Source organism: Mycobacterium sp. NGS16, from assembly GCF_059813225.1.
Genome location: NZ_JCALEE010000001.1, coordinates 688,576 through 700,931, shown reverse-complemented (window position 1 = coordinate 700,931; position 12,356 = coordinate 688,576). Strand labels below are relative to the sequence as shown.

Annotated in this window: 8 protein-coding genes; 3 read left to right on the top strand and 5 right to left on the bottom strand. The window is 70.2% G+C overall.

What is annotated here, in order from left to right; translation table 11 throughout:
* Positions 1-41: 41 nt before the first annotated feature.
* Positions 42-953: a cation diffusion facilitator family transporter gene (locus tag AC5Y4Q_RS03390; protein ID WP_064923395.1), complete on the top strand. Its 912-nt coding sequence runs from the start codon at positions 42-44 to the stop codon at positions 951-953.
* A gap of 102 nt (positions 954-1,055) precedes the next feature.
* Here AC5Y4Q_RS03390 and AC5Y4Q_RS03385 read toward each other — a convergent pair whose 3' ends face one another.
* The 3 genes from AC5Y4Q_RS03385 to AC5Y4Q_RS03375 all read right to left on the bottom strand — a co-directional run bounded on the left by AC5Y4Q_RS03385 (position 1,056) and on the right by AC5Y4Q_RS03375 (position 4,624).
* Entirely contained in the window at positions 1,056-1,985 is a 930-nt protein-coding gene (locus AC5Y4Q_RS03385; protein ID WP_064923334.1) for a glycosyltransferase family 2 protein, read from the bottom strand.
* A gap of 154 nt (positions 1,986-2,139) precedes the next feature.
* The gene (locus AC5Y4Q_RS03380) at positions 2,140-4,116 is read right to left on the bottom strand and encodes an erythromycin esterase family protein (protein WP_064923332.1); all 1,977 of its coding nucleotides are present in this window, start codon (positions 4,114-4,116) and stop codon (positions 2,140-2,142) included.
* A 109-nt stretch (positions 4,117-4,225) separates the two neighbouring features.
* Positions 4,226-4,624 (bottom strand): hypothetical protein, encoded by a 399-nt coding sequence (locus AC5Y4Q_RS03375; RefSeq protein WP_064923330.1) that lies wholly within the window; start codon positions 4,622-4,624, stop codon positions 4,226-4,228.
* A gap of 107 nt (positions 4,625-4,731) precedes the next feature.
* Between AC5Y4Q_RS03375 and AC5Y4Q_RS03370 the strand changes: the two genes are divergently transcribed.
* A complete protein-coding gene (locus AC5Y4Q_RS03370; protein ID WP_064923328.1) occupies positions 4,732-9,231 on the top strand; it encodes an ATP-dependent helicase in 4,500 nt (1,499 codons plus the stop codon).
* The gene (gene nei2, locus AC5Y4Q_RS03365; protein WP_064923326.1) at positions 9,231-9,980 is read left to right on the top strand and encodes an endonuclease VIII Nei2; all 750 of its coding nucleotides are present in this window, start codon (positions 9,231-9,233) and stop codon (positions 9,978-9,980) included. The genes AC5Y4Q_RS03370 and nei2 overlap by 1 nt, the downstream gene beginning before the upstream one ends.
* Positions 9,981-10,947: 967 nt before the next feature.
* Here nei2 and AC5Y4Q_RS03360 read toward each other — a convergent pair.
* Both AC5Y4Q_RS03360 and AC5Y4Q_RS03355 read right to left on the bottom strand, forming a co-directional pair.
* Positions 10,948-11,373: a hypothetical protein gene (locus AC5Y4Q_RS03360; RefSeq protein WP_064923322.1), complete on the bottom strand. Its 426-nt coding sequence runs from the start codon at positions 11,371-11,373 to the stop codon at positions 10,948-10,950.
* 50 nt (positions 11,374-11,423) lie between these two features.
* Positions 11,424-12,296, bottom strand: a complete 873-nt coding sequence (locus AC5Y4Q_RS03355) for a pseudouridine synthase (protein WP_082952720.1) — start codon at positions 12,294-12,296, stop codon at positions 11,424-11,426.
* Positions 12,297-12,356 lie beyond the last annotated feature (60 nt).

Here is a 12,356-nt window from a genome sequence, read left to right as displayed (position 1 = left end):
GCGATCGTTTGCCGGGCAGACGGCGCGGGTAGGTGGACCAGGTGGCGAGCAGCGGAACAACTCGGGCCATCGCCGCCGCGCTGGTTGCCAATGTCGGCATCGCCACCGCCAAGTTCGTCGGCTACCTGCTGAGCGACAGTTCGGCCATGCTTGGTGAGTCGGTGCACTCGGTGGCAGACACAGTCAACGAATTGTTGCTCATGGTCGGCAAGCGCCGGGCCCGCAAACGCCCAGATGCGTTGCATCAGTTCGGTTATGGCAGAAGCAGATACTTCTATTCGTTCGTCGTTGCATTGACGATGTTCACCCTCGGCTCGGCTTTCACTCTCTACGAGGGCTATCGCAAGATCACCCATCCCGAGCCGCTGTCCACACCACTGGTCCCCATCTTGATACTGGTAGTTGCAGCGCTTTTTGAGGGCTACAGTCTGCGAACCGCGCGGAATCAGTCGCGGCCACTGAAGGGTTCGAGCAGTTGGTGGGGTTTTGTCCGAAATTCCCGTACGCCGGAATTGCCGGTCGTATTGCTGGAGGACACCGCGGCGCTGACCGGCCTGAGCCTGGCTTTTATCGGGGTGACATTGACAACTCTTACCGGAAACGCGGTGTGGGACGGGCTGGCGACGGTCGGTATCGGGGTACTGCTCGGCGGCGTGGCAACACTGCTGATCATCGAGACGCACAGCCTGCTGATCGGCGAGGGCGCCACCAGCGGGCAATACGCGACAATCCAATCCGCGTTGGAGACGGCACGCCACGTCGACCGTATCTTCGAGCTACGGACCCAGTATCTGGCCCCCGACGAACTGCTGGTGACCGCCAAAGTGGTCTTTGACCCCAAGATGGAACTGGAAACGGTGGCCGACGCCATCAATGGTGCGGAAGCCGACGTCCGCGCTGTCGTGCCGACGGTGCGGGCCATCTATCTTCAGCCCGACTACGAGCGGCACTGATCGGCGTTGCGACAACGCTCTTTTTCGGCGACCCATGATCGGTTCCGAGTAGTCCGCAACGCGCCCCGGGGAGCGACCGCGGCGAGCTCACATGCACATTGCTTAGCCACATGGCCCCGAACTTGTTGGTTCCGATTCACTCCTCGCCGGCCGTTCCACTTCGCAAATCCGGACTCGATCTTCCAGTTCCGGCGGCAACACTCGGCGGTTGCGCAGCGCTGCCGGCAATCGTGCCAATGCTTCGATGGCCGCATGCCGGTGTGCGCGATCGTGGCCGGCGGCCCGCAATAATGCCACCGCCGATGACAGACACCTTGCCGGTGGCCGGCGCATGCATGCGGTCAGAAGTTCGTTACGCAGCACCCGTGCTTGCTGCGCGGTGGTGCTCGCCCGCCGCGGCGACGGCCGGTGGAACGCCACCATCGCCGCGCAGTAGCACAGTTGCCATCCGCCGGCGGCCAAATCCAAGGCCAGCAACTGTTCTTCACCGCGGAATTGCAATACTTCGCTGAAGCCGCCGACCGCCTCGAAGCCGGACTTGCGCACCATCGCTCCGCACGCCTGGAATCCCAGAATCGACGGCCCGGGCAGGTCCGCCCGGTGGCCTAGCGGGCTGCTGGCCAGTCGGTCGCTGAACGGGTCGGTTCGACCTCCCGGCTCGATCACCGTGCGCCCGGCTAACACCGCGACATCGGGATGCCGGTCGAACTCGCGCTCGGCGATGGTGGTTGCATCGGCCTGCCACCACGAGTCGTCGTCGCAGAACGCCACATAGGGCGTCCGCGAAGCGGCCACCCCGATGTTTCGTGCCACCGCCCCGTGGTTGCTGCTCAGCGGGATGATCCGCAGCCGCTCACCGTGCGGATGGCTGCCAGCCAATCCGGCCATGATCGCAGACGTATCGTCGTGAGAGCCGTTATCCACGACGATGATCGGGCACCGCGTGCTGGCCAGCAGATGCGCCACCGTGGCTGCCAGGCTGTCGACGCGATCTTTGGTGGCGATGACGAACGACGTACGCGGCTGGTCCACGCTTAGCAGCTACCCTGGCAATAGGCCGCGAAAACTTGCCGTCATCTGCCGGGGGTTTCACTCCTGGCTGCGGTCGCGGCATGCGGCGTCAACCGGTTCACGCCGCACACCCCCGTGCCGCGCCGGGGTGATCGAATGGTGCGGGCAATACGCTTCACACCGCGTGCGGAAAGGTTTCCGCTTCCCCCGGAACCGGCTCGGCGGTTGCCGGCAATGGCTGCAGCGCGGAAGTGGAATCGATATGAACGACTGCGTCGAATTGATCGGCGGCCCGGGCCATCAAGTAATGGCTTTGGCGTTCGGTGCGTGGACGGTAGATCACTCCGATCGCACGCTGTAAAAGCGGTGTCCGCGGCATGGCGCTCGGCTCTCCTTGCCGACCGGCACGCAGGTAGAAGTCGCCGCGATCAGCGTTGTGGAACAACGCTTCCATGCTGCCGGATAGCGCCGGCCGGACATCCATCGTCTTGGCCGGCTCGCCCCAATCGTCGGCGGCGGTGACAGTGCCGGTGTAGGTGGTGAACCCGATGTTGCAACTGTCACCCGGATACGCTTGACGGACCAGCTGCCCCAGGTTGAGCTCACCGGCGTCACCCAACTCGGTGGCGCGTGCATCACCCAAGTGCGAGTTATGCGCCCATACAATGACTTTCGATCTGCCCACCTGGGCGTCGAGGTGACAGGCAATCTCGTGCAGCGTTTCCATCATGTGCCGATCACGCAAGTTCCACGACGCGATGTGGCCGCCGAACATAGCGCGATAGTACTTTTCCGCGCTCGTCACCAAGCGGGCATTCTGCCTGGCAAAGAAGCGCTCTTCGGTTTCTGCCATGCCATCGCGGCGCACCAGCTCGAGGTCGAGTCGTTGCAGATCGACCAACTGCTGAACAACCTCGTCCTCGCAGGATTCGCCCGTCCCGAACGCGGCGGCGTAGCCGTACCGTTGTTCGTCGGCGAAATGGTCGAAGCAGCTGTAGCGATCCCGGGCCCGCTGCGCGGCGGCGGGATCGCGATTCTCGAGATAGTTGATCACTTCGTCGATCGAACGGCGCAGGCTGTAAAGGTCCAGCCCGTAGAAGCCAACCGGTGCGCGATGGGCGGCGTTATGGGTGCGCAGCCACGCGATGAAGTCAGCGACCACGGCATTGCGCCACATCCACTGCGGAAACCGCTCGAACCCGCCCAACGCGGTGGCGGCGTCCGCATCATCGCCGATGCCGCGGGCATAGCGGTTCGCGCGATACGCGTCGGGCCAATCCGCTTCGACCGCCACCGCGTGAAACCCGCCTTCTTCGATGAGGCGACGGGTCATCTGCGCACGCGCGGCATAGAACTCCCGGGTTCCATGACTGGCCTCCCCGATCAGCACGAACCGCGCCTCGCCGACAAGGCTGAACAACTCTTCGTCGGGGATCACGCCTCCGGGCGCCGGGCGCGCCTCCCGCCGGATCGCCGCAGTAGCGTCATCTCCCCGAGCGGCCGGCTGCGCGTCAGTGGTCGCGGTCGCCAACAGGTGGCGCACCTCGTCGTCGCTGGTCTGGTCGAAGTCCCAATACGCCGCGCCGACAGCCGTGAACCGCTTGGGGGTGATCGCGCAGACGACCTCGTCAGCGAGGCGCTGCAACTCCTCGCAGGTGTCCTGCGGCGCGACCGGCACCGCGACCACCACCCGGGCCGGCGACAGGGCGCGGATTCCCTGCAGCGCGGCCTGCATGGTGGCGCCGGTGGCCAGCCCGTCATCGACCACCACCGCGATCTTGCCGGCAATCTCCGCTGCCGGCCGCGCGCCCCGGTAGGCCTGCTCCCGTCGGGCCAACTCCTGCCGTTCCGCACGGGCGATCTCTTCGAGGTCCTCGGCACCGACCCGGTGGGCACGGATCACGTCGTCGTTGGTCACCACTACCCCGCCGCCGGCGATCGCCCCTAACGCCAGCTCTGGGAATCCGGGCGCACCGAGCTTGCGGACGACGAAAACGTCCAGGGGGGCCTGAAGTTCCCGGGCTACCTCGAACGCGACCGGAACGCCACCGCGCGGAAGGGCAAGTACCACCACTTCGGAATGCCCTCGGTAGTGGCTGAGCCGCCCGGCCAGTACCTGGCCGGCCTCGCGACGGTTCCGGAAGGACCCCATGCCATCGCAACTACCCGGTCAATCCGGCGCGGAAACGGCCGGGTACCGCCGTGGGACGGGATTTCACGTGACCGAAGTGCAGAAATGCCTCGCGGATTCGCCCCGCGTGTCAGAACACGGCGAGCAGGGTCACCAAATCGGCCCCCAGCAAGGCCCAGCCGCAGGCCCAGACCGCGATCCCGCGGCGGTGGGTGGTCGCGAAGAAGAACGCGAGAAATAGCGTCACCGCCGCGACACCGGCCGCTCCGTGATACAGCAGGCCGAACAGCGCGCCGTTCACCCGCAGCTCCGGACAGGCTGCGCTGTTGCACCGAGCGGTGCCGGCCACCCTGGACAGCGCGAAGGTCATCAATAACACCGCGGCCGGCGCGGTCAGCAGCGACAATGCCCAGTTGAGCCACGTCCAGTCGCGCGGTGGCGCTTCCAGCGGCAACTCACCCCGCGGAGCCGGGGTCACATCGGCGAAAATCGGCCGGGCCGCCCGCGCCCGGTGGTCCACAATGGTCATCCCGGCTCCCCCTGTCACCCCTGCCACGGGTGGCCGATTACCCGGCGACGGCGGGCGCAAAACCGCACACCTCGGCAGCGCGCCCGCGAAGTTGGCACCATGGCTGGGTGAGCCGAGATTCCGCTACCGCGCTGGCCCGGTTCTCGGCGCTGACCCGGGACTGGTTCACCGGCACCTTCACCGCGCCCACCACCGCCCAGGAGCAGGCCTGGTCGGCGATCGCCGACGGACACAACACGCTGGTCGTCGCGCCCACCGGGTCCGGCAAGACCCTGGCGGCATTCCTGTGGGCCATCGACCGGCTGACCGCAGCGCCGAGCGGGCCATCGGGCACCCGGGTGCTGTACGTCTCACCGCTCAAGGCCCTGGCGGTCGACGTCGAGCGCAACCTGCGCACCCCGCTGGCCGGTATCGGCCGCATCGCGGCGCATCGCGGCCTGCCCGCGCCGGCCATCACGGTCGGGGTCCGCTCCGGCGACACCTCCGCGGCGCGGCGCCGCGAACTGGTCGCCAAGCCCCCCGACATCTTGATCACCACCCCCGAGTCGCTGTTTTTGATGCTGACGTCGGCGGCGCGGGAAGCCCTGACCGGGGTGCAGACAGTGATCGTCGACGAAGTACACGCGGTGGCCGGGACCAAGCGCGGCAGCCACCTGGCGTTGTCGCTGGAGCGTCTCGATGCGATGTTGGCCCGCCCGGCCCAGCGGATCGGGCTCAGCGCCACCGTGCGTCCCGCCGAAGAGGTCGCCCGGTTCCTGTCCGGCCAGTCCCCGACCCGGATCGTGGCGCCGCCGGCGGCCAAGACGTTCGACCTGACGGTGCAGGTGCCGGTACCGGACATGGCCAGCCCCGCCGAGGGCACCATCTGGCCACAGGTGGAGGAGCGCATCGTCGATCTGATCGAGGCGCACCGCTCCTCGATCGTGTTCGCCAACTCGCGCCGGCTGGCCGAACGACTGACCGCGCGGCTCAACGAGATCCACGCCGAGCGCCGCGACGACCCGGCCGCACCGGTGGCGATCGCACGTGCGGCCGAGCCGGGCGCAGCGGGTCCCCACGCACTAGCACCGCTGGCGCGGGCCCACCACGGGTCGGTGTCCAAGGAGACCCGCGCCGTCGTCGAGGAAGACCTCAAAAGCGGGCGGCTGCGGGCGGTGGTCGCGACCTCGAGCCTGGAGTTGGGCATCGACATGGGCGCGGTCGATCTGGTCATCCAGATCGAGGCGCCACCGTCGGTGGCCAGCGGGCTGCAGCGGATCGGGCGGGCCGGGCACCACGTCGGCGAGATCTCCCGCGGTGTACTGATTCCCAAGCACCGCACCGACCTGATCGGTTGCGCGAACTCGGTCCAGCGGATGCTGGCCGGTCAGATCGAGACGTTGACGGTGCCGGCCAATCCGCTCGACATCCTGGCCCAGCACACGGTGGCCGCGGCCGCGCTGGAGCCACTGGACGCCGAGGCGTGGTTCGACACGGTGCGGCGCAGCGCCCCGTTCGCGACGTTGCCGCGCAGTGTGTTCGAGGCGACGCTGGACCTGCTCTCCGGTAAATACCCGTCGACCGAATTCGCCGAGCTGCGGCCCCGGCTGGTCTACGACCGCGACACCGGCACCTTGACCGGCCGGCCCGGCGCGCAGCGGCTGGCGGTCACCTCCGGTGGCGCCATCCCGGACCGGGGACTGTTCGCGGTGTACCTCGCCGGAACGCAGAAGCCGTCGCGGGTAGGCGAACTCGACGAGGAGATGGTCTACGAATCGCGGCCCGGCGATGTGATCTCGCTGGGCGCCACCAGCTGGCGCATCACCGAGATCACCCATGACCGGGTGCTGGTGGCCCCGGCGCCCGGCCAGCCTGCCCGGCTGCCGTTCTGGCACGGCGACGGAGTCGGACGCCCGGCCGAACTCGGCGCCGCCCTCGGGCAGTTCACCGGTGAGCTGGCCGGCCTCGACCGAACCGCTTTGGACAAACGCTGCGCCGATTTGGGTTTCGATGACTACGCCGCCGACAATCTGTGGCGGCTGCTCGACGACCAGCGCACCGCCACCGGGACCGTTCCCACCGACACCACGCTGCTGGTGGAGCGGTTCCGCGACGAGCTCGGCGACTGGCGGGTGGTGCTGCACTCCCCCTACGGGTTGCGGGTGCACGGACCGCTGGCACTGGCGGTGGGCCGCCGGCTGCAGGAACGCTACGGCATCGACGAGAAACCGACCGCCTCCGACGACGGCATTGTGGTGCGGCTGCCCGACACCCTGGAGACCGAGGCACCCGGCGCGGACCTGTTCGTCTTCGACGCCGACGAAATCGAGCCGATCGTCACCGCCGAGGTCGGCGGTTCGGCGTTGTTCGCCAGCCGGTTTCGGGAATGCGCGGCGCGGGCGCTGCTGTTGCCGCGCCGGCACCCGGGCCGCCGCACACCGTTGTGGCAGCAACGCCAGCGGGCCGCCCAATTGCTGGACGTGGCACGCCGGTATCCCGCGTTTCCGATCGTCTTGGAGACCGTGCGGGAATGCCTGCAAGACGTCTACGACGTGCCGGCCCTGACCGATCTGATGGCGCGGATCGCGCAGCGCCGGGTGCGGGTGGTCCAAGTCGAGACCGCCACCCCGTCGCCGTTCGCGGCGTCGTTGTTGTTCGGCTACGTCGGGGCGTTCATGTACGAGGGCGACAGCCCGCTGGCCGAGCGTCGCGCGGCGGCCCTGTCGCTGGATCCGACCCTGCTGGCGCAGTTGCTGGGTCGGGTGGAGCTGCGCGAGTTGCTCGACCCCGAGGTCATCGATGCCACCGCCCGCCAGTTGCAGCACCTGACCCCGGAGAAGGCCGCCCGCGACGCCGAAGCGGTGGCGGATCTGCTGCGGCTGCTGGGCCCGCTCACCGGCGAGGAGGTCAGCGCCCGGGCCGCGGGCGTGGATGTGGGCGGTTGGCTGGAGCATCTGCTGGCCACCCGGCGGGTGCTGACGGTGTCGTTCGCCGGGCGCAGCTGGTGGATTGCCATCGAGGACACCGGCCGGCTGCGCGACGGCATCGGGGTGGCGGTGCCGCCCGGGGTGCCGGCCGGGTTCACCGAGCCGGTCGCCGACCCGCTGGGTGAACTGCTGGGCCGCTTCGCCCGCACCCACGGACCGTTCACCACCGGGCAGGCCGCCGAGCGGTTCGGGCTGGGCGCCCGGGTGGCCGCCGATGCGCTGGGCCGGCTGGCCGCCGACGGCCGGGTGGTGCGCGGGGAGTTCGCCGACTTCCCGGACGCCACCGGTGAACAATGGTGCGACGCGGAGGTGTTGCGGATTCTGCGACGCCGGTCGCTGGCCGCGCTGCGCTCGGCGATCGAACCGGTGTCGCCGGCCGCCTACGCGCGTTTCCTGCCGGCCTGGCAGCAGCTGGGCGCCCGGGGCACCGCGTCCGGTCTGGACGGGCTGGCCGGGGTGATCGAGCAGCTGGCGGGTGTGCCGTTGCCGGCGTCGGCGGTCGAGCCGCTGGTACTGGGTTCGCGGGTGCGCGACTACGCCCCGGCCATGCTCGACGAGCTGCTGACCTCCGGGGAGGTGCTGTGGTCAGGCGCCGGTGCCCCGGCCGGCAACGCGCCCGCCGCCGACGGGTGGGTGGTGTTCCACACCGCGGATTCGGCGCCGCTGACGTTGACCCCTGGCGCACCGCTCGAGTTCGGCGACGCGCACCGGCAGATCCTGGATGCGCTCGACGGCGGCGGTGCGTTCTTCTTCCGCCAGCTTGGCGGTGGCGCGAGCGAGGTGGAGCTCAAAGCCGCACTGTGGGAGCTGATCTGGGCGGGCTGGGTCACCGGTGACACGTTCGCCCCGATGCGGGCGGTGCTGGCCGGCACCCGGCGCGCCACCCCGGCCCACCGCACGAAGCGCCCGCCGCGGCTGAGCCGCTACAGCGTCGCGCACGCCGCCACTCGTTCCGCCGACCCGGCCGTGGCCGGGCGGTGGTCGCGATTGCCTGCGCCGGAACAGGATTCCACGGTGCGCGCCCACCACACCGCCGAGCTGCTGCTGCACCGCTACGGGGTGCTGACCCGCGGCGCGGTGGCCGCCGAGGCGGTGCCCGGCGGGTTCGCCACCCTCTACAAGGTGCTGAGCGCATTCGAGGAAGCCGGGCGCTGCCAACGCGGTTACTTCATTGAATCGCTGGGCGCGGCACAGTTCGCCCTCGCCTCGACCGTGGACCGGCTGCGCGGCTACCTCGACGGGGTCGACCCGGCCGCACCGGCGTACCACGCGGTGGCGATGGCCGCCGCCGACCCGGCCAACCCGTATGGGGCGGCGTTGGGTTGGCCGGCGCATCCGGGCACCGCTCGTCCGGGCCGCAAGGCGGGCGCGCTGGTGGTGCTGGTCGACGGCGACCTGGTGTGGTTCGTCGAGCGCGGCGGCCGGTCGCTGCTGAACTTCGCCACTGGCGAAGACGCCGCCGAGGTGCAGCGGGCCGCCGCCGGTGCGCTGGCCGGGCTGATCGCCGAGCGCCGGGTCGACGGGATCCTGGTCGAGCGGGTGGACGGCACGGCGGTGCTGGAGATTCGCGACTCGCCGACGACGTCGGCGCTGGCCGAGGCCGGATTCTCCCGCACCCCGCGGGGATTGCGGCTGCGCTGATGCCCGAGGGCGACACCGTCTACCACACCGCCGCCGTGCTCGATGACGCCCTGACCGGAAAGACATTGACCCGCTGCGACATCCGGGTTCCCCGCTACGCCGGCGTCGACCTCACCGGGCAGCGGGTGGACGAGGTGATCAGCCGGGGCAAGCACCTGTTCATCCGGGTCGGGCAAGCCAGCATCCACTCGCATCTGAAGATGGAGGGCAGCTGGCGGGTCGCCCGCGCGCCGCTCGACCATCGGGTGCGAATCATCCTGGAGGCCGGACCCGTTCGCGCTCTCGGTATCGACCTGGGCGTGCTGGAGGTGCTCGAGCGTGACCGCGACGGCGAGGCTGTCGCGCACCTGGGTCCGGATCTGCTCGGCGCCGACTGGGATCCCGACACCGCCGTGGCCAACCTGATGGCCGACCCGCACCGTCCACTGGCGGCGGCCCTGCTGGATCAAACTGTGCTGGCCGGCATCGGCAACGTCTACTGCAACGAATTGTGCTTCGTCGTCGGCCGGTTGCCGACCGCCCCGGTTGCTGCGCTGGCCGATCCGGCCCGCCTGGTGGCGCGCGCCCATGAGATGTTGTGGGCGAATCGGCTGCGATGGTCGCGCTGCACCACCGGCGACACCCGGCCGGGCCGGCAGCTGTGGGTCTATGGCCGGGCCGGGAAGCCGTGCCGGCGCTGCGGGACCTGCGTGCAATGCGATAGCAGCGGCAGCCGCATCAGTTTCTGGTGCCCGTCATGTCAGCGGTGACGTCTGTCCCGGTGAGCGGCGATTGGCCGCCGGTGGTTTCGCTGCTCGGGGAAGCCGGGTACCCGCCTTGATGTCCGAAGCAATCGAGCTAAGGAACGGAAAATGGTGAACAACAGACACGCGCTGATCGGCGTGAGCGTGGCCGGGCTGGCAGCCGGCGGGATCGCCGCCGCCGTGGGCCTTTCGCCTATTGCGGGCGCAACGCAGCCCGGCGGCGCCACGCACGTTTCGGCCTTCGTGCCCCAAGCGCCGCCGCCGCCGGGACCTCCTGGGCCTCCTGGGCCCCCGGGGCCGCCGGGACCTCCCGGTAACGTCGGGCCTCCTGGCGGGCCGGGCGCCGTCGGACCTCCTGGGGCGCCGGGCGCCGTCGGGCCTCCGGGCGGACCGGGTGCCGTTGGGCCTCCGGGCGGACCGGGTGCACCGGGACCGATCGGGCCTCCGGGCGGACCGGGTGCACCGGGACCGATCGGGCCTCCGGGTGGACCGGTTGGGCCTCCGGGCGCTCCCGGCCCCGTCGGACCCGCCGGCCCGCCGGGACCTCCCGGGCACTGACCGGTAACCGAAGTCGGCCAGCCCTGCCGCTGGCCGGCTTTCGGCTGTCCTCGTCCTCGCTGGCTGGCCCGTCGAGCTGCCGGCCTCGGCAGCCGGCAGCGACATGATTGCGACATGATTCCGGCCGAATCCCTGCCCTTGATGACATCGACCACGGCTGGGATCGGGGAGAGCCGACGCGGTTCGGGTGGTTCCCGACGAACATGAACTCGCAGCGAGGTAGTCACCGCGCTGGCCGACGACACCCCGAACGGCAGCGATGCCGCCTTGCCCGAACCCGCCATAACGGGGGGGGCGAGCATCCAGCGGGCTTCCGGGCGCCGCGGCGGCGCCCTGGTCGGTCCTGGTCAGTCTCGCCGAGTCGCTCGGCCTGTCGGGTTAACGCCTCAGCGACGTCGGCCGATCACGCGGCCGATCACGGCCACCCGCCGCAGCCCACACCGGGCAGGCAGCCACCGCCACCGCCGGGTCCGCCCCAGCCGGTGGGTCCGCCCGGGATCTGACCGCCGCCACCGCCGGGCCCGCCACCACCGGTCGGGCCGCCCGGGATCTGGCCGCCACCGCCGCCGGGGCCACCGCCACCGGTGGGGCCACCGGGAATCTCGCCGCCGCCACCACCGGGCCCGCCGCCACCGGTCGGGCCGCCGGGCTCGCCCGGGTGCTCCCCGGGAACGCCGGGGGCGGGCTCCATCGGCGTGGTCTCCGTCGTGGTGATGGTGGTCTCGGTTGTGGTGGTAGTGGTGCTGGTCGGGGCTTCTTCCTTGGTGCCGCTACAACCGGCTGCCACCAGCGCCGCTGCGCTGCCGAGCACCGCGATCGCCATCTTGCCGTGTGCCTTCATCAGAATCAGACTCCCCTCTGCTCTGTCGTGCCTTCCTGTACCCGGGACACTCACAGCGCAAACGCGCGCCCGCTGACGAAGCGGCGCAGCCGCCCGGTGAACGGGTCCTCGAACTCGAGCCGGTGGGCCAGCAGCTGCAGCGGGGTGGAGAAGTCGTCAGGAGCAACCTCGACGATCTGGGGGTACAGCGGATCACCGTCGATGGGCAGACCGAGTGAGGCCAGATGCACCCGCAACTGGTGGGTGCGCCCCGTGCGCGGGGTCAGCCGGTAGCTGCCGTTGCCGAGCGCTTCGACCAGCGTCTCGGCGTTGGGCTCGCCGGGTTCCTCGCGAGCCTGCAGCCAGCCGCGCCGTTTGACGATCCGGCTGCGCACCAGCCGGGGAAACGTGCCCACCGGCGGCGCCGACGAGCGCGCCAGGTACTGCTTCCGCACGACGCCGCGGGCGAACAGCGTCTGATACGGCCCGCGCAGCTCGCGGCGGGTGGTGAACAGCAGGACCCCGGCAGTGAGCCGGTCCAGCCGATGCGCCGGGCTCAGCTCGGGAAGCCCCAGCTCACGACGCAGCCGCACCAGCGCGGTCTGCGCCACGTGCCGCCCGCGGGGCATGGTCGCCAGAAAGTGCGGCTTGTCGACGACCACCAGGTCGTCGTCGCGGTGCAGCACCGGGATGTCGAAGGGCACCGGCACCTCGTCGGGCAACTCCCGGTACCAGAAGATGTGGGCTCCGGCCGGTAGCGCCGTCGTCTCGTCGACCACCGCCCCGTCGGCGGTCAACACCTCCCCGGCGGCCACTTTCGCTGCGGCGGCCGCCCCGAACCGGTCGCGCAGCTCGGCGGCGACCGGCCCGCCGCGGAGCCGCAGCCGGGCCGGGCCCAGTCCGTCACGCACCGGCAGCGGGGCGCGACGTCGACGGGAGGCCATAGCGCCAAGTATGGCCAGCTGAAAAAAGCACATCGGCCACAACCGTCGGGGGTTGTGGCC

Coding starts and splice junctions, on each gene's coding strand:
- AC5Y4Q_RS03360 (WP_064923322.1), bottom strand. CDS start 11,373: ATGAAGGCACACGGCAAGATGGCGATCGCGGTGCTCGGCAGCGCAGCG.
- nei2 (WP_064923326.1), top strand. CDS start 9,231: ATGCCCGAGGGCGACACCGTCTACCACACCGCCGCCGTGCTCGATGAC.
- AC5Y4Q_RS03380 (WP_064923332.1), bottom strand. CDS start 4,116: ATGGGGTCCTTCCGGAACCGTCGCGAGGCCGGCCAGGTACTGGCCGGG.
- AC5Y4Q_RS03375 (WP_064923330.1), bottom strand. CDS start 4,624: ATGACCATTGTGGACCACCGGGCGCGGGCGGCCCGGCCGATTTTCGCC.
- AC5Y4Q_RS03355 (WP_082952720.1), bottom strand. CDS start 12,296: ATGGCCTCCCGTCGACGTCGCGCCCCGCTGCCGGTGCGTGACGGACTG.